The sequence below is a fragment of the Arthrobacter sp. FW306-2-2C-D06B genome (assembly GCF_021789175.1).
Taxonomy (GTDB): domain Bacteria; phylum Actinomycetota; class Actinomycetes; order Actinomycetales; family Micrococcaceae; genus Arthrobacter.
In genome coordinates this window covers 1,590,007-1,616,703 of the sequence record NZ_CP084560.1, presented here as the reverse complement: position 1 = coordinate 1,616,703, position 26,697 = coordinate 1,590,007, and the positions used below count along the sequence as shown (strand labels likewise).

Below are 26,697 nucleotides of genomic sequence, written 5' to 3'. Positions count from 1 at the left end.
TTCGGCTACTGTGCCGCCCGCTGCAAGCTGACTTCGATCGAGTCAACCCGCTCGGCGAACAATTCGTTCTGCGCCCAACGTCCGTTCAGCCCGGAGACGAGATCCTGCACCGCGGCGGCATCCAAGCCGTCTTCGAGGTACAGCACCACACGCAATTCAGGCCCGGGTCCCCCGCCGGCCATGGCCGATCCGTCGGCCGTGCGCGAAGCCATCCCCGATCCTGGCCGCATCTCCAGGCGCCGGACGGCGGGGTATATCCCTGCCAAGGAATTGAGAGCAGCCTCCAGTTCATCATCAAGGTACGACGGCGTCCAGTCGCGCTGCTGCGCCAATGACCACATGGCAGGCCTGCGCACCACGAAGGTGACATCCGAACCCGGATCCAGAACGAGCAGCTGGGCTCCCTCGGACACGGCAGACAACGCCGCCCGGGCCGCATAAACGGCGACGGGTCGGGCCTGCGGGTGCCACGCTTCAAGGGCGGCAGCCGAGGTGAACACGGGCATGGCCGTGCGGCCGTCCGGCGCGTTCAATGTCACGAGCGCCATGTCGGCCTGCTTGTCGGCATGAAGACCGTCCACGCCCTCGGCTTCCTCAGCGAGCTGGGCCACCACCGGGACAAAGACCCTGGCCGTCGCCAACGAAGCCACCACGCCGGCCTCGCTACCGGTACCGGCGAGCAGGGCCGCGACGGCGGCGAGGTACCCGGCGTCGGCTGTTCCGTCGTCGTCTTCGAAATTATGGATCTTGGCGGCGTCTCCGCTCAGGTCGCGGCCCGCCCAGGGCTGGCCGGCAGAATCGCCTGCTCCCCCGGCGCCCGCCAGGGCAGCGGCGATGTGCCCGGGCAACTGCCGGGGTGCCGGAGTCGAGGCCTTGTCAGCAGCCGGGGACTGTGGATCCTGCGACATCAGCGGCGGCCGGCGACGTCCAGGGCTTCCGGAAGCGTGAAGGCACCGGCGTACAGCGCCTTGCCGACGATCGCTCCTTCGACCCCTAGAGGCACGAGCTCCCGCAGGACGCGCAGGTCCTCGAGGCTGGAGATGCCGCCCGACGCAACGACAGGCTTGCCGGTCTTTTCCACCATCCGGCGCAATAGCTCGACGTTGGGACCCTGCAAGGTTCCGTCCTTCGTGACGTCCGTGACCACATAGCGGGCGCAACCGGCCTCCTCAAGGCGGGCCAGCACCTCCCAGAGATCGCCGCCCTCCTTGGTCCAGCCCCGGCCCGCGAGCGTCGTGCCGCGGACATCGAGCCCGACGGCGATCTTGTCACCGAAGCGGTCGATGGCCCGACGGGTCCATTCGGGATTCTCCAGCGCGGCCGTTCCGAGGTTCACGCGGGCGACGCCGAGCTCGAGCGCGCGCTCGAGGGATTCGTCGTCGCGCAGTCCGCCGGACAGCTCAACCTTGACGTTCAGCTGCGAGACGACCGCGCTGATGAGGTCGGCATTGTTGCCGCGTCCGAAGGCTGCGTCCAGGTCCACCATGTGCACCCACTCGGCTCCGGCGTTCTGCCAGTTCAGTGCGGCTTCGAGCGGGGTGCCGTAGCTGGTCTCGGAGCCGGCTTCTCCCTGAAGGAGGCGGACTGCCTGGCCGTCCACGATGTCGACGGCGGGCAGGAGTTCCAGGACGGGCAGTTCAGAGGGGGTGGTCATTGATGTCCTCGGTGTCGTGGGGACGGGCGTCAGTTGCCCGGCAAGTTATTTGGCAGGCACGATCATTTGGCAGGCAGAGTGAAGAGGTAGGCCGCCAGCAGTGCCAGGCCGGCGAGTACGTAGAACGAAATGGAGACCCAGGCGGGGCGTTTCTGCTGGTGGAAGGAGATTCCGCCGCCTACCAGCAGCCCTGCCGCGCCCATGAAGATAACGGACCACATCTTATGCAGCGCCTCCGGCCCCGGTCGCCTGCGGCTGGGTTTTTGCTTGCGGTCGCAAGCCATCGACCCAGTTACGCAGGAGCCGGGCTCCGGCGTCGCCCGACTTCTCTGGGTGGAATTGCGTAGCGCACAACGGACCGTTTTCCACGGCGGCGATGAAACGGGCACCGTGCTCTGACCAGGTCACCTTCGGCGGAGCCATGCGGGGTTGGACGACGTCGAATTCCCACTTCTGCACGCCGTACGAGTGCACGAAATAGAAGCGTTCGTGCTCGACGCCGGCGAACAGCTTTGAGCCTTCGGGCACGTCTACGGTGTTCCAGCCCATGTGCGGGACAACGGGCGCTGGCAGGAGTTCCACTTTGCCGGGCCACTCGCCCATGCCTTCCGCCTCGGTTCCGTGCTCCACTCCGGCCTCGAACAAGACCTGGAGCCCGACGCAGATGCCCAGGACGGGCCTGCCCCCGGCAACACGACGGCCGATCATCCGGAGGGCGTCAACTGCCTTGAGTTCGCGCATCACCGTTTCGAACGCGCCGACGCCCGGGACCAGGAGCCCGTCAGCATTCAGGACATCTTCGGGCTGGGCGCTCAACGTGACTGCCGCTCCGGCACGCTCAAGCGCCCGGACCGCAGAGCGGACATTGCCCGAGCCATAGTCAAGGACCGTTACGGTCGGTTTTCCTTCAGGCGAGACAATGCGGCTGGCGGCCTTCGGATCCACGACGGCGCCATCCTTGAGGATGTGCCTACTCACAAGGCGCCCTTGGTGGACGGAATGCCTTCGACGCGGGGGTCGGACTCAACGGCGGAGCGGAGCGCGCGGGCGAACGCCTTGAACTGGGCCTCCACGATGTGGTGCGGATCCCGGCCGGCCAGGACATTCATGTGAAGGCAGATGCCGGCGTGCAGGGTGATGGCCTCGAACACGTGGCGGGTCAGCGAACCAGTGAAGTGTCCACCGATCAGGTGGTATTCCTGGCCGGCGGGCTCACCGCCATGAACGAGGTAAGGGCGTCCGGAGACGTCGACGACGGCGTGGGCCAGCGCTTCATCCAAAGGCACCGTGGCCTCGCCGAAGCGCCGGATACCCGCTTTGTCACCCAAGGCGGTGCGGAGGACCTCACCGAAGGTGATAGCAACGTCCTCCACGGTGTGGTGGGCGTCTATGTGGGTGTCTCCGGTCGCCTTGACGGTCATGTCGATGAGCGAATGCTTGCAGAGCGCCGTCAGCATGTGGTCATAGAACGGCACCGAGGTACTGATATCCGAGACTCCCGTGCCGTCGAGGTTGATTTCAACCAGGACGGAGGATTCGCTCGTGGTGCGTTCCATTCGTGCTGTCCGGGCGGCCGCCGTGCTGGCGCCGTTTTCGCTCATTGATGATCCTTAGGAGGAAGGAGTGGTGGGACTTGTTCAAGTCTAGGCCGGTGCGGAGACCTGGCCGTCCAGCAAGGCTTCGAGCGCCTCGAGGAACGCGGTGGTCTCAGGCTCCGTACCGGCTGTGACGCGGAGGTGGCCCGGTATGCCGACGTCGCGGATCAGGACCCCGCGCTCCAAGAGGCCTTGCCACAGGGCATGGGGGTCTTCGATTCCGCCGAAGAACACATAGTTCGAATCCGAGGCGGCCGGCTTGAAGCCCATGCGGCTCAACTCGCTGACAATGCGATCGCGCTGGACCTTGATGTCCTCGACGTCGGCCATGAGGGCTTCACGGTGCCGGAGTGCGGCCAGCGCGGTTGCCTGGGTGATGGCGGAAAGGTGATACGGAAGGCGGACCAAGCGGATCGCGTCGGCGACCTCGGGGGCAGCCGCCATGTAGCCGATGCGTGCACCGGCGAGGGCGAAGGCCTTGCTCATGGTCCGGGAGACGATAAGGCGCGCCCGTCCAGGGAGGAGCGTCAACGCGCTCGGCGTGTTGTCGTGGGCGAACTCGTGGTATGCCTCGTCCACGATCACCACGGTCTGGCTCGCCTCGCCCGCCTCGTACACGGCTTCGACGACGTCCAGCCCGAGCCCCGTGCCGGTGGGGTTGTTCGGGGAGCAGAGGAACACGACATTCGGTTTGAGTTCGCGAACCTGCGCGGCGGCCGAGGCCGCATCGAGTCCATAGTCTTCAGCGCGGACTCCCGCGATGTATCCCGTGTCGGTTCCGCTGGCCAGCAATGGGTACATCGAGTACGTGGGCGGGAAACCGAGCGCGGTCCGGCCCGGACCACCGAAGACCTGGAGGATCTGCTGCAGCACTTCATTGGAGCCGTTGGCTGCCCAGATGTTCTCGGCCGCGAGGTCATGGCCGAGGTATTCAGCAAGGGCCTCGCGTAGTTCGGTGAATTCGCGGTCGGGATAGCGGTTCAGTCCGACGGCGGCTGCCGCTACCGCCTCGGTGATGGCTGCCTGGACATCGGCAGGCACGCCATGCGTGTTTTCGTTGACGTTGAGCAGAATCGGAACATCAAGCTGCGGTGCGCCATACGGGCTCAGGCCGCGGAGGTTGGTCCGGAGGGGAAGTCGGTCAAGTCGCTCAAGCTGGTCACTCACCATGACAGTTTAAGGTGCCGCGGCCGATGCCCTGAAACTGTGACGGCGCTGCGCCCTTTCAGGCGAGCTGCCAGCCCGGTCAGCGTTGCTGTTAAGTGGCCGGAATGAACAGTTGCTGGCCCGGCACGATGCGGCCGTCCTGAAGGTTGTTCAGCTGGATAATCTCGGCAACTACGTCACGTGGATCCCGGGACGGTGCGGCGATTCCCGCAATCCCCCACAACGACTGGCCCACTTGTACCGTGACGCTCGTACTCGAGGTGGGCTGCAGCTCGGCGGCGGAATCTGCAGCCTTGGCCGGCGAATTCAGGAATCCCGCCAGGCTGAGCAGCACTGCGACCAAGAGCATTGCCGGGACGCCGAAGAAGACCATGCGGCCCCGGCGGGTCAGGCGAAGCCGGCCCGGTGCCGTACTGCGGCCGGACCGGTGGGTGATGGTGATTGCGGACATGAGCTGAGCCCTTCTGAACATTGCCGCGTTCCGGAATCCCTGGTTGCGGCTGCCAATTCTTGCCTTCAGTCAGTGCTTGCAGGACGGCTATTAGTTGATCTGTTCGAACGATTCGAACGAACACCCGGATCCTGCATCACTTTTATAGAACACATATTCGAACCTTGCTATGACATTTTTAGCACCTATCAACGAACGATGTCGAGACTCGCTAGAACAAATGTTTGAAAAACGCCAGTGCCTGCCCTACGTTTGAGTGAAGGAAAGAGCACTGAACCAGTGCAACAGGAGGGTCTGACATTTCAGGCCGACAGTCCCGCAGGCGCCTCAGCGCCGAACGGGCGGAACGGAAGGGCGTTGGCGAACATGGCAGCGAAAGCCACTGGCAGCGGGCCGGCCTCAGCGCGGAGCCAGCAGCCGCAGAAGGCCCCCAAGAGCCTGACCGTCCGCCAGAAGAAAATCCTGGAGACCATCCAACGTTCGGTGAACGATCATGGTTATCCGCCGTCGATGCGTGAAATCGGGGACACCGTCGGCTTGGCGAGCCTGTCCAGCGTCACGCACCAGCTGTCACAGCTCGAGAAGCTCGGCTATCTTCGTCGCGATCCCAAGCGCCCGCGGGCAATGGAAGTACTCATGCCGTTGACCCTCGACGGCGGCTCTGTCATACCCGGTGTTGAATCGCCGGCGAAACTCCGCAGCGCGGGCGGCCTGGCCGTCACGGAACTCGCGAGTGCGAGTGACACGGCCATGGTCCCCCTCGTCGGACGCATTGCTGCCGGTGGACCCATCCTGGCTGACCAGACCGTTGAAGACGTATTGCCTCTGCCCCGCCAATTGGTAGGCCATGGCGAGCTCTTCATGCTGAGAGTCGCTGGTGATTCCATGATCGACGCCGCTATCTGCGATGGAGACTGGGTGGTGGTTCGGCGTCAGAACGACGCACTCAACGGCGACATCGTGGCCGCGCTCCTGGACGACGAAGCCACTGTCAAGACCTTCCGCCAGCGCGACGGCCACACGTGGCTGCTCCCCCAGAACACCCAGTACGAGCCCATCCTCGGGGACCATGCCACGATCATGGGCAAGGTTGTTTCGGTCCTGCGCTCCCTTTAGTTCGCGGTGGCTCCAGGACGGGTCCGCTTGAGCAAGCGCGCGCCTTAGGCCTTGGCCGACTCGGCGTAAAGCCGTTCGAGCGCACCGCGCACTACTGAACGGTCCGTGGTGGGCCAGAAGGGCGGCAACGCTGCCCGGAGGAAATTGCCGTAGCGCTCCGTCGAAAGCCGAGAATCCAGGACTGCCACGACGCCCTTGTCCCCTGTTGAGCGGATGAGACGGCCGGCGCCCTGTGCCAGCCGGATGGCGGCGTGCGTCGCCGAAACCGCCATGAAACCGTTGCCGCCGGCCTGCGCCACCGCGCGGGACCGTGCCGTCATCAGCGGATCGTCCGGACGAGGGAACGGTATCCGGTCAATCACGACCAGCCGGCATGAACCGCCCGGAACGTCAACACCCTGCCAAAGGGACATGGTGCCGAACAGGCACGTGTCTTCCTCCTCGGCAAACTGCCTCACCAGCGCGGCCATGGTCGATTCGCCTTGGCACAGGATGTCCACATCCAGGCGTGACCGCATCGCTTCCGCCGCGTCCTCCGCCGCACGTCGGGATGAAAAGAGGCACAAGGCCCCGCCGTGCGAGGCCTTGATGAGCTCTTCAAGCTCGTCAAGCGCTTCGGGCGAGGTGCCGCGCCCTGGCTTGGGCAGGTGCTTGGCGACGTACAGCATGCCTTGCTTCGGGTAGTCGAAGGGCGAGCCTACATCCACGCCGGTCCAGCTGGGGGCGCCTTGGCCAGTCAGGCCCAGTCCTCCGGCTGTGGCCTCGAATGCAGAGCCGATAGCCAAGGTGGCAGAGGTCAACACCACGGTATGGCCGGCGAAGAGACCTTCCCTCAGGCGTCCGGCAACGCTGAGCGGCGCGATGTTGACGAGCGCAGGCGAATCCTCGTCCGGCGCCGTGTAGCCCTGCTGCGGATCGAAGGTACTGTTCCTGGAGAGCCACACGACTTCCCGGTTTTCCCGGGCCGAGAGCAGCCGTTCGCACAGCTCGAGGATCAACATCAGCCGGGAGCGCGCGAGCTGGCGTCCGCCGTCGACCGAATTGGACGAATCCCCCTTCGAGTCGGAAAGCGCTGCACGGCAGGCTTCCCGGAGCTGGTCCACGCAATCAAGTTGTTCGTCATTGAGCCCGTTGGGCAGAAGGCCCGACGGCGCACCGATGATCGCGAGTTCCAAACGGTCGGCTGCGGCGTTCAGCGCGTCCACGGTGATGGCAGTGTGTTTGCGGGCGCTCGAGGCCGCGGCATGGATCATCGCCACGGACAGTTGCCCGGACACGGCACCGGTCACGCGGTCCTGGAGCTCGTGGGCCTCGTCCACCACGACGACGTCGTATTCGGGCAGCACGGCGAGGCCTTCGAAGGCGCTGACTGCGAGCATCGCGTGATTGGTGACCACGACGTCGGACTCCGCAGCACGGTGGCGCGCCAGCTCGCTGAAGCACTCCTCCGCCATGGGACACTTCTGCGCCCCGAGGCATTCCATCGACGTGACGGATACTTGGCGCCAGGCCCGGTCTGTCACGCCCGGCATGAGTTCGTCCCGGTCCCCCGTGGCGGTCTTCCCGGCCCACTCACGCAGCCTCAGGACTTCCTTGCCAAGCTGTGAGGCCGGGCCGCCCATGGCTGCGGCGAGATGCGGAACGCTCGTGTCCTCGCCGAGGGAGAACAACTGCCCCTCCGCCGGCTCCTCGCTGGGGAACCCGCCCTCCAGCTTGTGCCGGCAGACATAATTGGCCCGGCCCTTGACCAGCGCGATGCTGACCGGGCGCTCCAACTCCGGATTGATCGTCTCCAGGAGCCGGGGCAAATCCCGGCCCACGATCTGCGTCTGCAGGGCGAGGGTGGCCGTGGACACGAGCGCAGGCTTGTTGCTCTCCATCGCGTGCGCAATCAGCGGAATCAAGTACGCGAGGGACTTGCCCGTGCCCGTGCCCGCCTGGACCAGGAGGTGTTCACCGGTCTCGATCGCCCGCGCCACCTGCCTGGCCATCTGGTGTTGGCCCGTGCGGTTTTGGCCGCCCATACCGGCGACGGCTTTGTCCAGGAGTGCGAGGGCGGTCCGTTCCCCCACGGTTTCGCCGCGCTCCCCCGCCTCTGGATCAACCATTGTTGACGAACGACTCCAACTCGGCTGCCAGGTTCTCATGGACCATGGCCACCACGCGGGTACCTTCCTCCTCATGCTCAAGGCTGAGGATTTCGGCGTCGGTGTTGTGCAGCTTGTTGATGAGCTCGCCCCGGTTGTAGGGAATCAGAACCTCAAGGCGCACGCCAGGGCGCGGGATGGCTTCGCTGATGGCTCCGAGGAGTTCGGCAATGCCCTGTCCTGTGCGGGTGGACACGACGACGTGGCGTGGCTCTTTTTGCTTGAGCCGCTCCACGACGAACGGATCCGCGACGTCCGTCTTGTTCAGGACGATGATTTCCGGGATCTTCCGGGCATCCACTTCGCTGAATACCTTGCGGACAGCCGCGATCTGGCCTTCCGGATCGGGATGCGAAACGTCCACCACGTGGAGAATCAGATCGGCGTCAGCCACCTCTTCCAGCGTCGAGCGGAAAGCCTCCACGAGCTGGGTGGGCATCGAACGCACGAAGCCGACGGTGTCCGAGAGCGTGTAGCCGATCCCGTCAGGCGTCTGGGCCTTCCGGACCGTCGGATCCAGGGTGGCGAACAACGCGTTCTCCACGAGGACACCGGCATCCGTCAAGCGGTTGAGCAGGGACGACTTTCCGGCGTTCGTGTAGCCGGCGATGGCGACCGAAGGAACGGCGTTACGACGGCGGTTGGCCCGCTTGGTCTCGCGCGATGGCTTCATCGCGGCAATTTCACGCCGCAGCTTGGCCATGCGTGTGCGGATTCGACGGCGGTCCAGTTCGATCTTGGTTTCACCAGGACCACGGGAACCCATGCCGGCGCCTGCACCACCCACCTGGCCACCGGCTTGGCGCGACATGGAATCGCCCCAGCCACGCAGGCGCGGCAACAGGTATTCCAGCTGTGCAAGCTCAACCTGGGCCTTGCCCTCGCGGCTCTTGGCATGCTGCGCGAAGATGTCGAGGATCAACGTGGTGCGGTCCACCACCTTGACCTTGACGATGTCCTCAAGGCCGCGCCTTTGGGACGGTGCCAGTTCGGCGTCGACCACCACGGTGTCCGCGCCGGTGGACATGACAATTTCCTTGAGCTCCATGGCCTTGCCTGAGCCAAGGAACGTGCCTGGGTCCGGCTTCATGCGGCGCTGGACGATCCCGTCCAGGACTTCCGAGCCTGCCGTTTCGGCCAGGGCGGCAAGTTCCCTCAGGGAATTCTCGGCGTCGGCCAGGGTGCCTTCGGTCCAAAGGCCTGCCAGCACGACGCGCTCAAGGCGCAGCTGCCGGTATTCGACCTCTGTGACATCTTCAAGTTCCGTGGACAGGCCCGCAGTACGGCCCAGGGCCCGGCGCTCGGCCAGATCCTCTTGATCGCCGTCGTAGATGCTGTGTTCTTCGTCCAGTCGGGAAATCGCCTGGGCCTTGCCAAACACGCCCCGGGGTTCGTCGCGGTCCTGGACTATGGCAGGTGCGTCCTTGGAGAGAATCCGGTCGATGACAGCCTGGATTTCTTCAGGACTCATGTCCTGGGCGTCGGAATCGGGTCCGGTGTTCTTCTGCGTGGTCATGGTCTCCTTTAGGGGGGTTCGGCATTTCCAGAATAGTGCCGATTCGTCTCTTGTGGCGCGGAATTCGCGCAGGGCTGATGCCTGGCAAGGCTCGGCCGATGGTCTGGGATCTCCATCCGGAACGGTCTGCGCGGATTGCGTGCACAGCTCGCAGGAGGGGAAGGGGACGATCTGCTGAGTGTCCAGTCGTCAAAATGCAACTTCTGGAACGGACATGCCAAGGCGGAATGGCGCTGCAAATGAAGCAGGCCTGCGTCGCGGGCACTGCCGGCTACTTACAAATGGCCGGCTACTCAAAGATCAGGAACATGCGCATCAGACTATCAGACCCCGTCAAGCCCGGGTTGGGCCGGTTTGTCGCGGTGGGCGGTTTCCCTTGCCCGCTGCTGGCCACTAATCTGGCAAGCTATGGAGTCAGCTCACTATTTCAGCGCACAGCCCGCGGGGCCGTTCACCCGCAAGCCCCTCACGGTGGAACTGGCCGGCGCGACCCGCCGGCTCCAGACATCGGGCGGCATCTTCAGCCCCGACGGGATCGACAAGGGAACAGCGATCCTGCTTTCCGAGGTTCCACCGCCGGCACCGCAGGGAAATCTGCTGGACATCGGCTGCGGCTGGGGTCCCATTGCGTTGACGATGGGGCTCATGGCTCCGCACGCGCGCGTCCATGCCGTTGATGTCAACGAGCGCTGCGTCACCTTGACCAACGAGAATGCCGCCCTGCTGGAGCTCGGGAATGTCACTGCGAGCCTGCCCGACGACGTCGACCCTGCCGTGATGTTCGACACCATCTGGTCAAACCCGCCCATCCGGATCGGCAAGGATGAACTCCACAATCTGCTGCTCAGGTGGCTGCCGCGGCTCGCTCCGGGTGGAAATGCCTGGCTTGTGGTGCAGAAAAACCTTGGAGCGGACTCGCTTCAGCGTTGGCTGGCCGATACCCTCGACGGTTCCTTCTCGATATCCCGGGAAAGTACGTCGAAATCCTTCCGCGTGCTGCGGATCAGGAAAGCGTCCCGCTAGCGACGATCACGGCGGGGCCGCTGAGCTCCACGTGTTCACGGCCGCTTTCTCCCGGGAAGAACCGCACGCCGACGACGCCGCCCGGCACCTTGACGCGCCAAGTGTCGGGAGCGCCTTCCCCGGCCCAGTGGCGGATGGCGACGGCGGCCGCGCAGGCCCCGGTGCCGCACGACTGGGTCTCGCCGACGCCGCGTTCGTGGACCCGCATGGTGATGTTGCCTGTGCCGTCGTGAACGAGGGGCTCCGCGGGAACCACGAACTCGACGTTGGTGCCGTTGGCCGGCTTGGGATCAACGACGGGCGCCTTGAAGAGCTGCGTGGATTTGAGTTCGGACAGTTCGGCCAATGCAACTACGGTGTGCGGGTTGCCCATGCTGACGGAAAGGGCAGGCCGGGCGACCTCCAGTCCGTCGGCGCTGACGAGGGAGTCCATGGCCTTGCTGGTGGCATCCTTGGGGAAAATGAACTCCCAAGGACCCATGTCCACCGCAAAGCCCTCAGCGGTCCGGACAATCTTCTTGATGCCGCCGCGCGTCCCGATAGTCAGGGATTCACCGGCGTTGAGCGTGACAAGGCCCTGCTCGATCAGGAATTGGACGAAGACGCGGACGCCGTTGCCGCACATCTCGGACAGGGACCCGTCGCCGTTGCGGTAGTCCATGAACCACTCGGCATCGGAGTCTGCTTCGAGCAGCTGAAGTCCTTCGGACAGGAACCGTGACGGGACCGCCCGGATGAGCCCGTCCCCGCCGATGCCCACGTGGCGGTCACAAAGTGCCGCGACCTGCTCCGGGGAAATCTGGTGCGCGTCTTCGGGGTCCGCTATGAGGACGAAGTCGTTGCCCGTACCGTGCCCCTTGGAGAACGCCAGGCCGTGAAGACCGGAGGCGGGTACGGCACCGCCGGCAGCGGCAGGCTGCGGGGCGGAAAATGCGAGGGTTTCATCCATGGCTCAAGGCTACCTGCACTAAGGGTTGCGCCTAAATCACCGACGCCGGACTCGCGCAGATTTCTGCCGCTTTGGCCACCAAATCCGGATCCTGCCAGCCAAGCCAATGGATCCGGGGGTCGGCCCGGAACCAGGTGAGCTGGCGGCGGGCGAATTGGCGGGTCGCCACGGTGGTTTCTTCAGCCGCGGTAGCCGGGTCGGACTCGCCGTCGAGGACCCTCAGGAACTGGGCATATCCGAGCGCCCGCGACGCCGTCTTGCCTTGTCGCAGTCCGGCGGCGTCCAGCCGGGCGACCTCTCCAAGAAGTCCCGCGTCGACCATCCCCAGGACGCGCTCGGCCAAACGCTCGCGCAGTACTCCGCGGTCGACGTCGAGCCCTATCTGCACGGCCGGCTGGAAATACTCTCGCTTCGGCATGAACGAGCTGAACGGGCGCCCCGTGAGCTCGAAGACTTCCAGCGCGCGGATGACGCGGCGTGCGTCACCGAGCCTTCCGGCGGACACGGGGTCGACGCGTTGCAGGCGCTCCTGGAGGCCTGGGAGGCCGGATGCCTCGTGCTCCTGCTCCAGCCGTTGCCGTACACCGGGGTCCGTGCCGGGAAATTCCAGGACATCCAACGCTGCCCGGACATAAAGCCCGGAGCCGCCCACCAGGATGGCACGCTTGCCGCGGTGATGGATATCACGGATCGCGGCCCGGCAGTCGGCCTGGAAAGCGGAGACGCTGGCTTCCTCGGTGACATCCATCGTGTCCAGGAGGTGGTGGGGCACTCCCCTGCGTTCGGGGACGCTGATCTTGGCCGTGCCGATATCCATTCCGCGGTAGAACTGCATGGCATCGGCGTTGATGACCTCGCCGTCGATCGCGAGGGCCAGGTGGACGGCGAGATCGGACTTACCGGAACCGGTGGGTCCGACGACGGCGATCACCGGCGGATTCGGATCCGCTGATCCGGCCGGTACTGCTGCCATGCCGGGCTAGCCGCGCCGCACGGGAAGCGACGGCATGCCGAGGGAGACGCCCTTCGACCCTGCGGACCCGATGCCGGCGCCCGCAGCACCCGGTGCCGGAACGCCGCAGGAATCGGCCTGCGAACGGTCCCACGCGTCGCCCGCACGGGAGCGCCGCAAGCTGTAGTCCGCCGTCGTTGCCGGATCGGAGACGAGGTGGAAGGCAGCAGCCCCGGTGATCGTCACGGTGACGAAGTCGCCGGGCCGCGGGGTCTCTGCGCCTTCGGGCACGGAGAAGTGGACCAGCCGCTGGTCCTGGGAGCGGCCGGACAAGCGATGCGTTTCTTCTGCCTTGCGTCCGGACTGGGCCGTGACCAGGAGTTCAACCCGGCGTCCGAGCTGTTTCGCGTTCTCCTCGGCCGCGATGCGGTCCTGGAGGGCGGTCAGCCGCTCGTAGCGTTCCTGGACAACGGCCTTGGGGAGCTGTTCCGGAAGCTCCGCGGCGGGGGTGCCTGGCCGCTTGGAGTACTGGAACGTGAAGGCTGAGGCGAAGCGCGACTTCTCGACGACGTCGAGCGTGTCTTGGAAGTCCGCTTCGGTCTCCCCGGGGAAGCCCACGATGATGTCGGTGGTAATCGCGGCGTGGGGAATCCTGTCACGGACCTTGTCCAGGATCCCCAGGAACTTGGTGGAGCGGTAGGAGCGGCGCATGTCCTTGAGGACCTTGTCCGAGCCGGACTGGAGTGGCATGTGCAATTGCGGCATGACGTTGGGGGTCTCGGCCATCGCGTCGATGACGTCGTCAGTGAAGGCAGCCGGGTGCGGGCTCGTGAAGCGGACACGCTCAAGGCCTTCGATGTCACCGCAGGCGCGCAACAGTTTGGAGAAAGCCAGGCGGTCCCCGAATTCCACGCCGTAGGAGTTCACGTTTTGGCCGAGCAGGGTGACCTCGACGGCGCCGTCGTCCACCAAGGCCTGGATTTCCGCCAGGATCTCGCCGGGACGGCGGTCCTTTTCCTTGCCGCGGAGCGACGGGACGATGCAGAACGTGCAGGTGTTGTTGCACCCGACGGAGATGGAAACCCATCCCGAGTACACGGAGTCACGCTTGGTCGGCAAGGTGGAGGGAAAGACGTCGAGCGATTCCAGGATTTCGAGCTGTGCCTCGTTGTTGTGGCGGGCCCTGTCCAGCAACGCCGGGAGCGCCCCCACATTGTGGGTTCCGAACACCGCATCCACCCACGGAGCCTTGCGCACGATGGTTTCGCGGTCCTTTTGCGCCAGGCATCCGCCCACGGCGATCTGCATGCCCGGATGGGCAGCCTTGACCTGCTTGAGTTCCCCGAGGTTGCCGTAAAGCTTGTTGTCGGCGTTCTCGCGGACTGCGCAGGTGTTGAAGACCACGACGTCGGCGACGCCGCCATCGAAAGGTACGTATCCTGCATCCTCCAGGAGTCCGGCCATGCGCTCGGAGTCATGGACATTCATTTGGCAACCGAAGGTGCGGACCTGGTAGGTGCGCTTCGCGCCGTGCTCGGGTGCCGGGTCGCTGACAGGGACCTGTGCGGGCTGCTGAACGGGGGCTGGTGCTGGTGCTGCGGAAGGGGAACTCACCAATCTAGGGTAGCCCCTCGGACTAGTACCAGTTGAAGCCCATCTCATGCTGCCAGGCGTTGCAGGGCGAACCGTAGCGGTCGCGGATATAGCCGAGGCCCCAATCGATCTGTGTCCGGTAGTTGCTGAGCCAATCGCTGCCTGCCGAATAGTACTTATCCGGTGGCAGCGCCTGCGCAACACCGTAGGCGCCGCTGCTGGGATTGGTGGCATCTGTCATCCAGCTTGATTCCTGGGTCCACAGCTGGGACAGGCACTGCATTTGGTCCTGGCCCCACCCGTAGGCGGCGAGCCGGGAGGACGCGTATTGCCGTGCACCTGCGGGGTCGTTGACGACGTTTCCCCCGCCACCGCCTCCCCCGCCCACGAGCCCCCCGCTGCTGCCGCCTCCGCTGCTAATGGGCGGCTGGACGGCTTGCTGCTGCGCCGCCCGCTGGTTGGCTGCCACCAGGGCGTCGGCCTCAGCCTTGCGCTGTGCCGCCTCCCTTTTGGCCTCCTGGGCAGCCTGATAAGCGGCAAGCGCCACCTGGCCGTCCTGGTATTTCTGCGCGACTGCAGCAGAAGTGGACGTCAGGGACGCGAGCTGGGCGACCATGGTCTTTCGCTGGCCGTCCGTGGCGGCAACACTGTCTTCGGCGGCGCGCCTCGCAGACTCCGCGGCCTGGGCCTTTGCCGCAGCGTCACTGTCCAACTGGGCCAAGACATCGCGGGCAGCTTGTTCCTGCGCGGTTGCCGCGGCGGATGCCTGCGAAGCGCTCAGCGCATCATCGTGCAGCTTCGCCGTACGATCGAGGACCTTGTTCAGCAAGGCGAAATTTTGAATATTGTCCGGTGCGATCGCAGCATTCGCAAGGGACCAGGGCCCGGGATCGAAGCCGCCCGACTCGTATGCCTTGACCACCAGGGAGGAAGTCGCCTTCTTCAGTGAATCCGCTTTTGCCTTGGCCTGCTGGGACGCCTCAGCCAGTTTCTGCGTGACTGCCTGCTGATGCTGCAGGGCGTCATGGGCCTTCGCGTACTCAGTTCCCGCCTTGATGGCTGCCGCACCGAGCTCGCCCGACTTCTGTTGAAGACCGGCCAATAACTGGTTGATGCGGTCCACTTCGGCGCTTGCGGCAGCTTCGTTCCCTTGGGCCTGCTGCACCTCTGCCCAACTGGGGTACCCCGACGGCGGGGCATCGTCGTCCGCGGAAGCCGGGCCCGCTTGGAGAAGCGACGCCACAAGCAGGGGCACAATGATTGCCGAAAGCCGTAACGACAACGGATTCATTGGATCTGACCTGCTTCCCGACTCGGAACACTAGTCCAGAACCCTAGCCGAAGACCGCCAAGAAGCCACCCATCCCCGCCGGACGGCACAATACTCACAGGCAGCTCTCAGTTACGCCGGCGAGGCCGCCTAACCGATGTCCTCTGCTTCACCGCCACCGCGCACCCCCGCACCGTGCGACTCCGGCTCCCCCGACAAGGCTTCGTCCAGGACCTCGCCGACGATCCGGAACGCCGCCGATGGTTGGTAGCCCTTACGGGCAAGCATCGACGCGAGCCGCCGGGTTTGCTTGTCCCGCTCGGTCCTGTCGGAAAGGTCTGTTCCGGCCCTCAAACGTCGGGCGACCAGGTCCCTGGCAGCGTTCCGCTCGTCGTCATCGCTCACCTGTGCAAGGGCCTTCTCGGCCGTTTCGCCGTCGATGCCCTTGTCCGCCAATTCGCGTCTCAAGGCACCCCGGGCGAGTTTCCTCGACTGCGCACGGCTGCGGACCCACATCTCCGCGAAGTCGGCGTCATCAATGAGCCGGACTTCCTCGAAGCGGTCCAATACGGCTTCGGCCACATCGTCCGGCACATTCCGCTCAGCCAGTTTGCGCGCAAGCTGGAGCCTGCTCTTGGGCGAATTGGTGAGTTGGCGAAGCACAATGGCCCGGGCAACTGCTTCCGGATTGGCTTCAGGGTCTGCTGCCACGGACGAATCCGCAGACGGACCCCAGGACCGGGAATGGCCCTGGCGCTTAGCCGTCAACGGCCTTCAGCTTCGGAGATTTCTCGGCTTCGGCAGGCTTGACCACTCCGACGCCAAGCTTTTCCTTGATGAGCCGCTCGAGGTCCGCGGCCAACTCCGGGTTGTCGCGCAGGAAGCGGCGGGAGTTCTCCATGCCCTGCCCCAGCTGGTCACCGTCGTAGGTGAACCATGAACCGGACTTCTTGATGATGCCGTGCTCGACGCCCATGTCGATGATGCCGCCCTCACGGGAAATGCCCTGGCCATAGATGATGTCGAACTCCGCGATTTTGAAGGGCGGAGCCATCTTGTTTTTGACGATCTTGGCCTTGGTGCGGTTACCTACGGAATCCGCGCCTTCCTTCAGCGTCTGGATGCGTCGGACGTCGATGCGGATGGAGGCATAGAACTTCAGGGCCTTACCACCGGTAGTTGTTTCCGGGGACCCGAAGAAGACGCCGATCTTCTCACGGAGCTGGTTGATGAAGATAGCGGTCGTCTTCGTCTGGCTCAGGCGGCCGGTGATCTTACGAAGGGCCTGGCTCATGAGACGTGCCTGGAGGCCGACGTGGGAGTCGCCCATTTCGCCTTCGATTTCAGCGCGGGGAACCAAGGCGGCGACGGAGTCGATCACGATGACGTCCAAGGAACCTGAGCCGATCAGCATGTCCATGATCTCAAGCGCCTGCTCACCGGTGTCCGGCTGCGAAACCAATAGCGCGTCGGTATCGACGCCCAGTTTTGCCGCGTACTCGGGATCGAGGGCGTGCTCTGCGTCGATGAAGGCTGCGATGCCACCCTGGCGCTGGGCGTTCGCCACCGCGTGAAGCGCGACGGTGGTCTTACCGGAGGATTCCGGACCGTAGATCTCGACGACCCGGCCACGAGGCAACCCGCCAATGCCAAGAGCGACGTCCAAGGCGATGGAGCCGGTCGGAATGACCTCGATCGGCGCCCGGACTTCGTCCCCAAGGCGCATGACCGAGCCCTTGCCGAATTGCTTGTCGATCTGGGCAAGCGCTGCCTCGAGCGCCTTCTCACGATCCTGGTTTGCCGCCATGGTTCACACCTCTGATGCTTTCTCGCTGTGGACTGGCCTGAACGGCCGCTTTCCTGTCTCATCCGACGCTAGTACGACCCGCTGACAATCTTGTGTGCGACTTCGTCTATGTGGAAAACCACAGGATCCGAATGATGCGAAAAACGGTCCGCTAGGGTCAATTTTCCTCTGAAAGGAGCATAGCCTCATCCGAACAGATATTCGAACAAATTTGTGGGCGTGTCCGCCAGGAAACGGAACTCAGAACGTTCCGGAACCCTTGTCGGCGGGTTTGATATCCCTGCCGAGCCGTCGCTCCTGAGGAACGTCCTGGACGTCGCACAGGGCAAGCCAGACGTCGCGGGGGCTGTAGCCCGCTGCCAAGGCGTCGTTTGCCGTACGGCCGCCGACGCCGGCCAATACAAGGGAGCTGCTGAGGACCCGGGAGTAGCCAGCCCCGAATTCATCGTCCATCAGCCGCCAGAAGTCACTGATCCGCACCAATAGAGTCTCTCATGGGAGCGGACTCTAGAATGGTTGTCATGAGCAACACTCCCGACGACGCGCCAGAGATGGTGGAGGCAGGCGACAACGTCGACGCCGCCCTCCAGCAGGTGGAACACCAGCTGAGCATGTTCTGGCGACGCGCACGATCGCTGTCCCACCAGTTATCCCGGCAGGTCCATCCCGACATGGAACCAGCCGCATACGGACTGCTGTCGATCATCCGGAAGGAGGGTCCGATCCGCCTGACGGAGCTCGCCTCGTGCATCGGCGTCGGGAAGCCTTCAGTGAGCCGCCAGATCGCGTTCCTCGAAAGCATCGGCATGGTCTACAAGGAAGCCGACCCCCAGGATGGCCGCGCACAATCGATCCGGCTCACCCCGAAAGGCGAAGAAAAGATGCACCAGGTCCAGGACGCACGCCGGCAAGTATTCCGGGAGCGCCTGGGTGAGTGGCCCCTGGAAGAAATCCAGACGCTCGCGGACTACATAGAACGGCTCAACGCTGCGTACGGCGAAGGAATCGGCAAGGACTGACCGCGCCAACCCCGCAAAAGACCAAAGAAGGAGGGCCTCCGTATGGAGGCCCTCCTTTCCAACTGCGTACCGGAGCCGGGTCCGCCTAGCGGGCTCCGGAGAGCATGCCCTGGGTGAAATCGTCGTTCAGTTCGGCGCTGAGCTCGCGGTCAAGATCGCGGCCGTAGCGCTGCGCGAATTCCTGCGGGACGGTGTCCGGAACAGCGACGCCTTCGGCGACCGCAACCCGGTCACTGACCTCGCGGAGCATGCCGGACAGCGGAACGTCCAGGGCCGAGCAAATCGAGGACAGCAGCTCTGAGGATGCTTCCTTCTGGCCGCGCTCAACTTCGCTCAGGTAGCCAAGGGAAACGCGGGCGCTGTGTGAGACTTCGCGGAGCGTACGGCCCTGGCGCTGACGGACATCGCGCAGGACATCACCAATTTCGTGACGCAGAACAACCATTTTGCGCTCCTTCTGTTCGCTCGGTGCCTTCTCGGCCAAGCCCACATCCTTCCAGCGGACAACGCCGTTTACGGATACGGGCTGCTTAACCATCTGTATCGCCTTGCTCCCTCGTGAGTCCGGTTCACCTTGCCGGTGCACCGGTTGTTTTCTACATCCTAGGCGCCCCGGCCATTCCGGGGCGACACAATGTAACAACTATTGGGCCGCTGTTTTTGTTCCCGGCTACTTTACGTGCGGTAGGTCGGCATGGACAAGGCACTCCAGCAAGCGCTCCAATGCGGCTGCCGTTGCCTGCGCACGGATACTTGGCCGGTCTCCCGGAAAAGAGTAGGCATGCGCTGTGGCTCCGCCCTGCGTGGCGACGCCAATGAAGACCGTGCCAACCGGCTTCCCGTCGTGCGGCAAAGGCCCCGCAACCCCCGTAGTGGAGACCCCGACGTCGGCCCCGCACGCGCGCCTGGCGCCCTCGGCCATGGCCACCGCCACCTCGGCGTCGACGGATCCGACGGCGGAAAGCAGCTCTGCGGACACCCCCAGGATTCCGGCCTTGACCGCGTTCTGATAGGCGACCACCCCGCCCTGGAGCATGCCTGACGCCCCCGGAGTATCAGCGAGGGTGGCGGCAACCAGCCCGGCGGTCAGGGACTCCGCGGTAGCCACAGTGATGCTCCGCTCGATGGCGAGGGCGACGGCGGACGCTGCCACCTCATCAGCGGCGGGGCTCATGCGCGCTTGCCGGCCGCGCGAAGTTTTGCGGCTTCCATGACGTATTCGACGCCGGTCCACACCGTGATGACGAGGGCGACGAGCATGACCCAGAAGGCCACGCTGACGAGCCACGGGGCGAAAGAATTCAGCGGCAGGATGTAAAGGAAGATGGCGACAGTCTGGACGACGGTCTTCAGCTTGCCGCCACGCGAGGCCGGCATCACCCCATAGCGGATGACGAAGAAACGCAATGCCGTGATGCCCCATTCGCGCACGAGGATGAGGATGGTGATCCACCACGGCAGCTCTCCCAGCGCCGAGAGGAGAACAAGTGCCGATCCGATCAGCAACTTGTCGGCAATCGGGTCCGCGATCTTGCCGAAGTTGGTCACGAGGTTGCGGCTCCGGGCGATGTCGCCGTCGAGCTTGTCTGTATAGATCGCCACGGCGAAGGCCACTACGGCGGCCCAGCGCCAGAGCCCGTGCTGGCTGTTGTCCTCCAGAAGGAACCAAACGAAGAACGGAACCAGGACAATTCGGAGCATCGTCAGGATGTTGGGCAGGTTCCAGATATCGGAGCTGCTGGAACCGGCTTTGCTGCCGTCGGATGTAGTCACCCCTCTAGGCTACCGTCCGGTCAATGACCAGGCGTCTTCGCCGCCCTCGTCCTCGTCATCGATGCCATCTGCTCCGTCGTGGTATTCCGTGACCTGCTTACGGCGCTCGAGATCGGCGGCCACAAGGTCCTCTGCGTAGCCTCCCACGGCAATGTTCGCGTTCGCGTTCTCGCTCAAGGCGGCCGTATGGGCGTCGGGCGTGGCCGGAGCCTCCTGGCCCTTCATGGCCGCCAGCACAGGCGCGAGGTCGTCCGGCTTGACCAGGACATCGCGGGCCTTGGAACCCTCGGATGGACCCACGACGCCCCGCGACTCCAGCAGGTCCATGAGGCGGCCGGCCTTGGCGAAGCCGACGCGGAGCTTGCGCTGCAGCATCGACGTGGAGCCGAACTGGGTGGTGACCACAAGTTCGGTGGCTTGGAGCAAGACCTCAAGATCGTCTCCGATGTCGTCGTCGATCTGCTTCTTCTGCGCCTCGGGCGCGACGTCGTCACGGTAGACGGCCTTCAGTTGTCCCTTGACGTGTTCCACCACGCGGTGGATTTCGGACTCCGTGACCCAGGCGCCCTGCACGCGCATCGCTTTGGAGGCGCCCATGGGCAGGAAGAGCGCGTCACCTTGGCCAATGAGTTTTTCCGCGCCCGGTTGGTCCAGGACCACACGGGAGTCGGTGACAGAGGACGTGGCGAACGCCATACGCGAGGGGACGTTCGCCTTGATCAGGCCGGTGACGACGTCGACGGAAGGACGCTGGGTGGCCAGGACCAAGTGGATGCCGGCAGCACGGGCGAGCTGGGTGATGCGGACAATCGAGTCTTCGACGTCGCGCGGGGCCACCATCATGAGGTCGGCGAGCTCGTCCACGATCACCAGCAAGTAAGGGTAGGGCTTGATGATGCGCTTGGAGTCGACCGGCGGAACAACCTTGCCGGCGCGGACAGCCTTGTTGAAGTCGTCGATGTGCTTGAAGCCGTAGTTGGCGAGGTCGTCGTAGCGGGCGTCCATTTCGCGCACTACCCACTGAAGTGCCTCGGCAGCTTTCTTGGGGTTGGTGATGATGGGCGTGATGAGGTGCGGAACACCCTCGTACGCGGTCAGTTCCACGCGTTTGGGGTCCACCATGACCATACGGACCTCGTCGGGCGTCGCGCGCATCAGGATCGACGTGATCATGGAGTTCACGAACGACGACTTGCCGGCACCCGTAGCACCCGCCACGAGCAAGTGGGGCATCTTGGCGAGGTTCGCGACGACGTAGCCGCCCTCGACGTCCTTGCCGACGCCCATCACCATGGGGTGGTCGGTCCGCCGCGCGTTCTGGCTGCGCAGGACATCGCCGAGGGACACAGTTTCGCGGTCCGTGTTGGGGATCTCGATGCCGATGGCCGACTTGCCCGGGATGGGGCTAAGGATACGCACGTCGCTCGATGCCACTGCGTAGGAGATGTTCTTGGACAACGCCGTGACGCGCTCCACCTTGGTGCCGGAGGCGAGTTCGATCTCGTAACGGGTCACGGTTGGCCCCCGGCTGAAGCCGGTGACAGTGGCGTCCACGTTGAACTGTTGCAAGGTGTCCGTCAGGGCGGCCACGACGGCGTCGTTCGCTTCCGTGCGTTCCTTCGGGATGGAACCGGGCGTCAGGTTGTCCGAGGACGGCAGGGTGTAGGTGACGTCCCCGGCAAGCGAAAGTTGCTCGGTGCGCTGCGGGATCGGCGTCGGGGGCGGCGGCGGACTGACAGGCGCCGAAGGCACGATGACCGGCGGCACGGCTGCGGCCGGCGCGACCAGCGGGATCGCTTCGGTGGCGTTGTCCACAGCCGCCTTCGGGCTTCCGAGCCCCTGTGCGGCCTTGATCTTCTCGACGGCGATTTCGGCCTGCGTCGGCCTGCGGACCCCAGGCGGAACTGCCGCCCCGCCCTTTGCGGGAGGGGCATCGTCGTCGACGATTGCGTGTTCGAAGGCCTCGTCGCCTACATAGCCCTCAAGCGTGGGGTCGTCGTCGTGATCCTTGCCGAAGAAGCGCTTGCGGCGCTTCTTCTTTGGTTCAACGGCCGCCTCGTTTTCGTAGAGGTAGCTGCGGTCGTGGGAATCGCCGCGGTGCGCGTCGGTATCCACCAAGTCAACGCCCATGAGGTGCTCGTAGGCGCCGTGGATACGCCGGGGTATGGCACCGAACGGCGTGGCCGTGACAATCAGGAGGGACACGAACGCCAGGGCGCCGTAAACGATGACCGGCACTGCGGGGTGGATGGCGGCAAGAGGCGAGGCTGCGAGGAAGCCGAGCATCCCGCCCGCGCGCCGGAGTCCTTCGAAGCCATCGGCGACAGTCGGCTGGCCCGCGATGATGTGGGCCAGCCCGGTGCCCGCGAAGGTCATGATCAGGAAGCCGATGCCCACGCGGTTGTTGCCACGGCTGTCCAACGGCTGCCGGAAGAGCCGGAACGCGCAGACGAAAAGCATGAGCGGAAGGAGCAGGGAAACCCAGCCGAAGGTCCCGTTCACGATGCTGTAGACAACGTCCGGGAACCAGCCTTTGAAGCCCCACCAGGCGAAGGTTGCTATGAAGACACCGAGCGCCAGGTTGAAAAGGGCGGCGCCATCCCGGCGGTCTGCGGGATCAAGGTCACTGACGTCGTAGCCGATCCGACGGACGCCCGCGCCCACCATGTGCCCGATTCCCAGCCAGACGCCGGCAAGCGCGCGCAGGATCCACGGCTGTTGGGGTTCGACGACGGCGGCCTGCTTGCCGCGGGCCGTGCCTGTGCCGCTCCGGCCGGTCTTAGCCGGGGTCCGGCCGCTGCCCGAGCCGCCGGATTTGCTATTGGAGCTGCCTCTAGGCGCGGAGGTAGTACGAGTCGCCATATCGGCCACGCTACCCCAACCCGTCCGGAAACCCGCGGATTTCAGGGGCGCGGAGGAACCATGTTGCCCCTGTCGGACAATCGGCGGACCCGGCATTGAGGCGAGCCCGGCCTGTAACACGAACGGCCCGGTTCGCTAGAACCGGGCCGTTCGGAGCCTTCACCGTCCGGGCTAGGCCTCCAAGACCAACGGGATGATCATGGGGCGCCGGCGAAGCTTGCGGTTGACCCACGTTCCGATCACACGACGCACCACTTGCTGGAGCTGGTGGGTGGTGTGGTCCGCGTGGTGGAGCACCGCGTCTTCGAGGGCCGCATTGATCTTGGGGATGATCTCGTCAAAGACTGAATCGTCCTCGGCCACGCCGCGGGCGTGGATTTCCGGGCCCGAGACGATCTTGCCGGTGGTGCGGTTGATCACGGTGATGACGGAGATGAAGCCCTCGTCGCCGAGGATCCTGCGGTCCTTGAGGTCGGCGTCGGTGATTTCACCCACGCTGGAGCCGTCCACATAGACGAAGCCCACTTCCACCTGGCCGACCACATTGGCTTTGTGGTCCCTGACGTCAATGACCGTGCCGTTGTCGCTGAGGATGACCCGGTCCGAAGGGACGCCGGAGTCTTCCGCCAGGTTGCCATTGGCGATGAGGTGCCGCATTTCGCCGTGCACGGGCATCGCGTTGAGGGGCTTGAGGATGTTGTAGCAGTAGAGCAGTTCGCCCGCAGCGGCGTGGCCGGAGACGTGCACTTTGGCGTTGCCCTTGTGCACGACGTCGGCGCCAAGCTTGAGCAGCCCGTTGATGATCCGGTAGACCGCGTTCTCGTTGCCGGGGATGAGGCTCGAGGCCAGAATGACGGTATCGCCCTGACCGACCACCACGCGGTGGTCACCGTTGGCCATCCGGGACAAGGCCGCCATGGGTTCACCCTGGGAGCCCGTGGACATGAGGACCACGCGGTGGTCTGGAAGGTTGTCGATGTTCTTGATATCCACGAGGATTCCAGGCGGGACGTCAAGGTAGCCCAGTTTCGCGGCGATAGCCATGTTGCGCACCATGGAACGGCCCACGAAGGCGACATTGCGGCCATGCTTGGCGGCGGCATCGAGCACTTGCTGGACCCGGTGCACGTGCGAGGAGAAGGACGCAACGATGATGCGCTTCTTGGCCTGGCCGAACAAGCGGTCCAAGGTGGGACCGATTTCCTTTTCCGCCGTGGTGAAGCCGGGAACGTCCGCATTGGTGGAGTCGGCCATGAACAGGTCCACCCCTTCTTCGCCCAGTCGGGCGAAGTGGCGCAGGTCCGTGATGCGGCCGTCGAGCGGCAACTGGTCCATCTTGAAGTCGCCCGTGTGCAGCACGTTGCCACCGGCGGTGCGGATGAAGACGGCCAAGGCGTCCGGAATGGAGTGGTTGACGGCAACGAATTCGCATTCGAAGGGACCGAACTGCTCCACCTGTCCTTCGGCGACCGTGAGCGTGTACGGCTTGATCCGGTGTTCCTGGAGCTTGGCCTCGACGAGGGCAAGCGTCAGCTGGGAGCCGACCAACGGCAGGTCCGGACGCAGGCGAAGAAGGTACGGCACAGCGCCGATGTGGTCTTCGTGGCCGTGCGTCAGGACGATGGCAACGACGTCGTCCAGCCTGTCCTCGATGTAGGAGAAATCGGGCAGGATCAGGTCAACACCAGGCTGGGTCTCTTCGGGGAAGAGCACGCCGCAGTCAACTACCAGCAGCTTGCCGTTGATTTCGAAAACGGCCATGTTGCGGCCGATTTCCCCCAGCCCGCCAAGGGGCACAATCCGGAGTGTTCCCTGCGGAAGTTTGGGCGGGGTGACAAGTCCGGGAAGGGCGGTTTGGGTCATAATGCGCTACTTTCCGGCGGAATCCTTCTAGACAGTGAAGTCCATTCCAGCTTCCGCCAAGTCCTCGCGGATGATTGCGATCTCGGCGGTGTCCGGCTCCACGAGGGGCAAACGGACAACCGAGTTGGGCAGGACTCCCTGCCATTTAAGAATTTGTTTGGCGGCGACGGCGCCTTGGACCCGGGTCATGGTTGCCCGGATCACGGGTTCGAGTTCGAAGTTGATCTTGCGTGCCGTGCCCAGGTCGTTCGAGTTGATGGCATCGATGAGCTCACGGAAACGGCGGGTAACGACGTGGGTGGTGACGCCAATCAGGCCTACCGCACCCATGGCCATCCACTGAAGGGTCAGGCCGTCGTCCCCCGAGTAGAAGAGAAGGTCGGTTTCCGCCATGACCCGGGTGGCCGCGGCGAAGTCGGCTTTGGCATCCTTGACCGCAACGATGTTGGGATGGGCGGCCAGGCCGATCATGGTCTCCGGGGTGATCTGAATGGAGGAGCGTCCGGGAATGTCATAGAGCATGACAGGGAGCTCAGTGGCCGACGCAATGGCCTCGAAGTGGGCCCGGACGCCGGCCTGGCTCGGCTTGTTGTAGTACGGAGTGACGATCAAGAGTCCGTCGACGCCGAGCTTCGCGGCTTCCTGGGAGAGGTGCACCGAGTGCGCGGTGTCGTTGGTTCCCGTTCCAGCGATGATCGCCGCGCGACCGCCTACGGCATCCTTGACGGCGCGGAACATGCCGAGGTTTTCCTCATCGGTGAGGGTGGACGTCTCGCCGGTTGTTCCGGTGACGACCAAGCCATCGCAGCCGTCGTCAACAAGTTTGACTGCCAGTTCCGCTGCCTGCTCGTAGTCAACTTCGCCATCCTTGGTGAACGGGGTGACCATGGCGGTCAGAAGGGTACCGAGAGCAGGAACGTTCGCACGAGAGTCAGACATATGAAAAACGTTACCCTGTCAGCTGCGGGTTAGGAGAATGGGGTCCGCGTGATTGTCGTCAAATTCAGCGAAATGGGAGCAAGGCCTCAGGCTGAAGCGTCGCTATGGTGCCCGGGCTTGGCTGGGGCCTCCGGCGAGCAATACAGGGCAACCGCTGACTCCCGCAAGCGGTCTGCCCACGCTGCCAGCCGCTGGGCTGCCCGCACGTAGTCGAACAGTTCAACGGGGGTCAACGATTCGAGGTCAGTCTCCTCGAGCCGCCTGGCGAGTTCGCCGCCCGGCTGCTGTTCGCCCAGAACGGTCCCCTCGCGCCGCCACTGCACATCTTCAGGCGGCTCCCCCGCCACAAGCTGCCGGAAGAGGAAATCGACGACGCCCGGGCTCATCGCCTTCATGGGCCCATCCAGGCCTTGGGGATAGCCGTTCGGCCGCTTCGAAGGATCGTTCATGCAGCCATGGTATTCGAACATATATTCGAATACAAGGTGTTTCCTTCTGAGCGGCAGCCGCTACCGCTCCGCTGCGGTGGGCTCAGTGCGGAAGAGGCGCACGGCGTCGCGCATGGATTCCCTCGCGCGCTTGCGGTCGCCCGCGGCATCGTAGGCGCAGCTGAGCCGGAACCAGGAACGCCAGTCCTCGGGGGCGGCCTCGGCCTCCACGCGATACTTCTCAAACTCGGCGTCCGCGGCGGCGCGCACGATGCGGCCTCCCGGTGTGCGGGGCAAGTTGTCCACGGGCAGCCCGCCTTCGGCTTCGAGCACCTTGGCCATCTTCTCCGTGCGCGCACCGAACACAAGCTCGCGGATCAGCGCCCACGCTCCGATGATGGGAAGCACCAGGTAGGCAGCGCCAATTCCCTTGGCTACCAGGTTCGCGTCACTGAGCAGCAGTATCGAGCGCTCGAAGGTGACCACGAGGTAAAGAACCAACAACAAGGTGACGGCACCCACCCAGATCTTGGTGCGGTTCTGCTTGAATGCGTTCCAGAGCGAGCCCATGCG

Annotated in this window: 27 protein-coding genes; 3 read left to right on the top strand and 24 right to left on the bottom strand. The window is 64.6% G+C overall.

What is annotated here, in order from left to right:
- Window positions 1–5: 5 nt before the first annotated feature.
- The 7 genes from LFT47_RS07630 to LFT47_RS07600 form a co-directional block, all read right to left on the bottom strand.
- The gene (locus tag LFT47_RS07630; RefSeq protein ID WP_236816719.1) at window positions 6–908 is read right to left on the bottom strand and encodes an SseB family protein; all 903 of its coding nucleotides are present in this window, start codon (window positions 906–908) and stop codon (window positions 6–8) included.
- Complete coding sequence (gene priA / locus LFT47_RS07625) at window positions 908–1,654, bottom strand: bifunctional 1-(5-phosphoribosyl)-5-((5-phosphoribosylamino)methylideneamino)imidazole-4-carboxamide isomerase/phosphoribosylanthranilate isomerase PriA (protein WP_236816718.1); 747 nt, start codon at window positions 1,652–1,654, stop codon at window positions 908–910. The genes LFT47_RS07630 and priA overlap by 1 nt, the downstream gene beginning before the upstream one ends.
- 62 nt (window positions 1,655–1,716) lie before the next feature.
- Window positions 1,717–1,875 carry a hypothetical protein gene (locus LFT47_RS07620; RefSeq protein WP_172465499.1) on the bottom strand — a complete coding sequence of 53 codons (159 nt, stop codon included), beginning with the start codon at window positions 1,873–1,875 and terminating at the stop codon, window positions 1,717–1,719.
- A gap of 1 nt (window position 1,876) precedes the next feature.
- Complete coding sequence (gene hisH, locus LFT47_RS07615) at window positions 1,877–2,632, bottom strand: imidazole glycerol phosphate synthase subunit HisH (protein WP_236816715.1); 756 nt, start codon at window positions 2,630–2,632, stop codon at window positions 1,877–1,879.
- Window positions 2,629–3,255, bottom strand: coding sequence for an imidazoleglycerol-phosphate dehydratase HisB (gene hisB / locus LFT47_RS07610; protein WP_236816714.1), 627 nt, complete (start codon window positions 3,253–3,255; stop codon window positions 2,629–2,631). Before hisB ends, hisH begins: the two co-directional genes overlap by 4 nt.
- Before the next feature lie 42 nt (window positions 3,256–3,297).
- Entirely contained in the window at window positions 3,298–4,416 is a 1,119-nt protein-coding gene (locus tag LFT47_RS07605) for a histidinol-phosphate transaminase (protein ID WP_236816713.1), read from the bottom strand.
- Window positions 4,417–4,507: 91 nt separating this feature from the next.
- Window positions 4,508–4,867 (bottom strand): LysM peptidoglycan-binding domain-containing protein, encoded by a 360-nt coding sequence (locus tag LFT47_RS07600; RefSeq protein WP_236816711.1) that lies wholly within the window; start codon window positions 4,865–4,867, stop codon window positions 4,508–4,510.
- 366 nt (window positions 4,868–5,233) lie between these two features.
- Here LFT47_RS07600 and lexA point away from each other — a divergent pair, with 366 nt between their 5' ends.
- On the top strand, window positions 5,234–5,983 hold the full coding sequence (lexA, locus tag LFT47_RS07595) for a transcriptional repressor LexA (RefSeq protein ID WP_236816708.1): 750 nt from the start codon (window positions 5,234–5,236) through the stop codon (window positions 5,981–5,983).
- Between the two features lie 44 nt (window positions 5,984–6,027).
- Here lexA and LFT47_RS07590 read toward each other — a convergent pair whose 3' ends face one another.
- Entirely contained in the window at window positions 6,028–8,091 is a 2,064-nt protein-coding gene (locus tag LFT47_RS07590) for an ATP-dependent DNA helicase (RefSeq protein WP_236816706.1), read from the bottom strand.
- The gene (hflX, locus tag LFT47_RS07585; protein ID WP_236816704.1) at window positions 8,084–9,646 is read right to left on the bottom strand and encodes a GTPase HflX; all 1,563 of its coding nucleotides are present in this window, start codon (window positions 9,644–9,646) and stop codon (window positions 8,084–8,086) included. Before hflX ends, LFT47_RS07590 begins: the two co-directional genes overlap by 8 nt.
- 408 nt (window positions 9,647–10,054) lie before the next feature.
- Between hflX and LFT47_RS07580 the strand changes: the two genes are divergently transcribed.
- Window positions 10,055–10,669, top strand: coding sequence for a class I SAM-dependent methyltransferase (locus tag LFT47_RS07580; protein WP_236816702.1), 615 nt, complete (start codon window positions 10,055–10,057; stop codon window positions 10,667–10,669).
- On the opposite strand, the gene dapF is transcribed toward LFT47_RS07580, so the two are convergent.
- The 7 genes from dapF to LFT47_RS07545 form a co-directional block, all read right to left on the bottom strand.
- Entirely contained in the window at window positions 10,650–11,618 is a 969-nt protein-coding gene (dapF, locus tag LFT47_RS07575; protein ID WP_236816701.1) for a diaminopimelate epimerase, read from the bottom strand. The two genes, LFT47_RS07580 and dapF, sit on opposite strands and share 20 nt — an antisense overlap.
- A 31-nt stretch (window positions 11,619–11,649) precedes the next feature.
- Window positions 11,650–12,591 (bottom strand): tRNA (adenosine(37)-N6)-dimethylallyltransferase MiaA, encoded by a 942-nt coding sequence (miaA, locus tag LFT47_RS07570; RefSeq protein WP_236816700.1) that lies wholly within the window; start codon window positions 12,589–12,591, stop codon window positions 11,650–11,652.
- Between the two features lie 6 nt (window positions 12,592–12,597).
- On the bottom strand, window positions 12,598–14,058 hold the full coding sequence (gene miaB / locus LFT47_RS07565; RefSeq protein ID WP_236818450.1) for a tRNA (N6-isopentenyl adenosine(37)-C2)-methylthiotransferase MiaB: 1,461 nt from the start codon (window positions 14,056–14,058) through the stop codon (window positions 12,598–12,600).
- 148 nt (window positions 14,059–14,206) lie between these two features.
- On the bottom strand, window positions 14,207–15,454 hold the full coding sequence (locus tag LFT47_RS07560) for a lytic transglycosylase domain-containing protein (RefSeq protein WP_236816699.1): 1,248 nt from the start codon (window positions 15,452–15,454) through the stop codon (window positions 14,207–14,209).
- Window positions 15,455–15,583: 129 nt separating this feature from the next.
- Window positions 15,584–16,144: a regulatory protein RecX gene (locus tag LFT47_RS07555; protein WP_236816698.1), complete on the bottom strand. Its 561-nt coding sequence runs from the start codon at window positions 16,142–16,144 to the stop codon at window positions 15,584–15,586.
- 46 nt (window positions 16,145–16,190) lie between these two features.
- Window positions 16,191–17,240, bottom strand: a complete 1,050-nt coding sequence (recA, locus tag LFT47_RS07550) for a recombinase RecA (RefSeq protein WP_234753124.1) — start codon at window positions 17,238–17,240, stop codon at window positions 16,191–16,193.
- 240 nt (window positions 17,241–17,480) lie between these two features.
- Window positions 17,481–17,720 carry a DUF3046 domain-containing protein gene (locus tag LFT47_RS07545; RefSeq protein ID WP_236816697.1) on the bottom strand — a complete coding sequence of 80 codons (240 nt, stop codon included), beginning with the start codon at window positions 17,718–17,720 and terminating at the stop codon, window positions 17,481–17,483.
- Window positions 17,721–17,761: 41 nt separating this feature from the next.
- Here LFT47_RS07545 and LFT47_RS07540 point away from each other — a divergent pair, with 41 nt between their 5' ends.
- A complete protein-coding gene (locus tag LFT47_RS07540) occupies window positions 17,762–18,259 on the top strand; it encodes a MarR family winged helix-turn-helix transcriptional regulator (protein WP_184735788.1) in 498 nt (165 codons plus the stop codon).
- 85 nt (window positions 18,260–18,344) lie between these two features.
- Here LFT47_RS07540 and LFT47_RS07535 read toward each other — a convergent pair whose 3' ends face one another.
- From LFT47_RS07535 to LFT47_RS07500, 8 genes are all read right to left on the bottom strand, one after another.
- Window positions 18,345–18,797: a helix-turn-helix domain-containing protein gene (locus LFT47_RS07535; RefSeq protein ID WP_078105673.1), complete on the bottom strand. Its 453-nt coding sequence runs from the start codon at window positions 18,795–18,797 to the stop codon at window positions 18,345–18,347.
- A gap of 132 nt (window positions 18,798–18,929) precedes the next feature.
- Complete coding sequence (locus tag LFT47_RS07530) at window positions 18,930–19,433, bottom strand: CinA family protein (protein ID WP_236816696.1); 504 nt, start codon at window positions 19,431–19,433, stop codon at window positions 18,930–18,932.
- Window positions 19,430–19,960, bottom strand: coding sequence for a CDP-diacylglycerol--glycerol-3-phosphate 3-phosphatidyltransferase (gene pgsA / locus LFT47_RS07525; RefSeq protein WP_442863461.1), 531 nt, complete (start codon window positions 19,958–19,960; stop codon window positions 19,430–19,432). Before pgsA ends, LFT47_RS07530 begins: the two co-directional genes overlap by 4 nt.
- Window positions 19,961–20,041: 81 nt before the next feature.
- Complete coding sequence (locus LFT47_RS07520) at window positions 20,042–22,894, bottom strand: FtsK/SpoIIIE family DNA translocase (protein ID WP_236816694.1); 2,853 nt, start codon at window positions 22,892–22,894, stop codon at window positions 20,042–20,044.
- A 171-nt stretch (window positions 22,895–23,065) separates the two neighbouring features.
- On the bottom strand, window positions 23,066–24,757 hold the full coding sequence (locus LFT47_RS07515; RefSeq protein WP_236816693.1) for a ribonuclease J: 1,692 nt from the start codon (window positions 24,755–24,757) through the stop codon (window positions 23,066–23,068).
- A 27-nt stretch (window positions 24,758–24,784) separates the two neighbouring features.
- Window positions 24,785–25,696 (bottom strand): 4-hydroxy-tetrahydrodipicolinate synthase, encoded by a 912-nt coding sequence (dapA, locus tag LFT47_RS07510; RefSeq protein WP_236816692.1) that lies wholly within the window; start codon window positions 25,694–25,696, stop codon window positions 24,785–24,787.
- 86 nt (window positions 25,697–25,782) lie between these two features.
- A complete protein-coding gene (locus LFT47_RS07505) occupies window positions 25,783–26,145 on the bottom strand; it encodes a hypothetical protein (RefSeq protein WP_236816690.1) in 363 nt (120 codons plus the stop codon).
- Between the two features lie 60 nt (window positions 26,146–26,205).
- A complete protein-coding gene (locus LFT47_RS07500) occupies window positions 26,206–26,694 on the bottom strand; it encodes a hypothetical protein (protein ID WP_236816689.1) in 489 nt (162 codons plus the stop codon).
- Window positions 26,695–26,697 lie beyond the last annotated feature (3 nt).

Bases quoted from the DNA above. Each gene is read 5' to 3' on its own strand.
- LFT47_RS07630 (WP_236816719.1), bottom strand. From the start codon at position 908: ATGTCGCAGGATCCACAGTCCCCGGCTGCTGACAAGGCCTCGACTCCG.
- priA (WP_236816718.1), bottom strand. From the start codon at position 1,654: ATGACCACCCCCTCTGAACTGCCCGTCCTGGAACTCCTGCCCGCCGTC.
- LFT47_RS07620 (WP_172465499.1), bottom strand. From the start codon at position 1,875: ATGTGGTCCGTTATCTTCATGGGCGCGGCAGGGCTGCTGGTAGGCGGC.
- hisB (WP_236816714.1), bottom strand. From the start codon at position 3,255: ATGAGCGAAAACGGCGCCAGCACGGCGGCCGCCCGGACAGCACGAATG.
- LFT47_RS07600 (WP_236816711.1), bottom strand. From the start codon at position 4,867: ATGTCCGCAATCACCATCACCCACCGGTCCGGCCGCAGTACGGCACCG.
- lexA (WP_236816708.1), top strand. From the start codon at position 5,234: ATGGCAGCGAAAGCCACTGGCAGCGGGCCGGCCTCAGCGCGGAGCCAG.
- LFT47_RS07590 (WP_236816706.1), bottom strand. From the start codon at position 8,091: ATGGTTGATCCAGAGGCGGGGGAGCGCGGCGAAACCGTGGGGGAACGG.
- hflX (WP_236816704.1), bottom strand. From the start codon at position 9,646: ATGACCACGCAGAAGAACACCGGACCCGATTCCGACGCCCAGGACATG.
- LFT47_RS07580 (WP_236816702.1), top strand. From the start codon at position 10,055: ATGGAGTCAGCTCACTATTTCAGCGCACAGCCCGCGGGGCCGTTCACC.
- dapF (WP_236816701.1), bottom strand. From the start codon at position 11,618: ATGGATGAAACCCTCGCATTTTCCGCCCCGCAGCCTGCCGCTGCCGGC.
- miaA (WP_236816700.1), bottom strand. From the start codon at position 12,591: ATGGCAGCAGTACCGGCCGGATCAGCGGATCCGAATCCGCCGGTGATC.
- miaB (WP_236818450.1), bottom strand. From the start codon at position 14,058: ATGAATGTCCATGACTCCGAGCGCATGGCCGGACTCCTGGAGGATGCA.
- LFT47_RS07560 (WP_236816699.1), bottom strand. From the start codon at position 15,454: ATGAATCCGTTGTCGTTACGGCTTTCGGCAATCATTGTGCCCCTGCTT.
- recA (WP_234753124.1), bottom strand. From the start codon at position 17,240: ATGGCGGCAAACCAGGATCGTGAGAAGGCGCTCGAGGCAGCGCTTGCC.
- LFT47_RS07540 (WP_184735788.1), top strand. From the start codon at position 17,762: ATGAGCAACACTCCCGACGACGCGCCAGAGATGGTGGAGGCAGGCGAC.
- LFT47_RS07535 (WP_078105673.1), bottom strand. From the start codon at position 18,797: ATGGTTAAGCAGCCCGTATCCGTAAACGGCGTTGTCCGCTGGAAGGAT.
- LFT47_RS07530 (WP_236816696.1), bottom strand. From the start codon at position 19,433: ATGAGCCCCGCCGCTGATGAGGTGGCAGCGTCCGCCGTCGCCCTCGCC.
- pgsA (WP_442863461.1), bottom strand. From the start codon at position 19,960: ATGCTCCGAATTGTCCTGGTTCCGTTCTTCGTTTGGTTCCTTCTGGAG.
- LFT47_RS07520 (WP_236816694.1), bottom strand. From the start codon at position 22,894: ATGGCGACTCGTACTACCTCCGCGCCTAGAGGCAGCTCCAATAGCAAA.
- LFT47_RS07515 (WP_236816693.1), bottom strand. From the start codon at position 24,757: ATGACCCAAACCGCCCTTCCCGGACTTGTCACCCCGCCCAAACTTCCG.
- dapA (WP_236816692.1), bottom strand. From the start codon at position 25,696: ATGTCTGACTCTCGTGCGAACGTTCCTGCTCTCGGTACCCTTCTGACC.
- LFT47_RS07505 (WP_236816690.1), bottom strand. From the start codon at position 26,145: ATGAACGATCCTTCGAAGCGGCCGAACGGCTATCCCCAAGGCCTGGAT.
- LFT47_RS07500 (WP_236816689.1), bottom strand. From the start codon at position 26,694: ATGGGCTCGCTCTGGAACGCATTCAAGCAGAACCGCACCAAGATCTGG.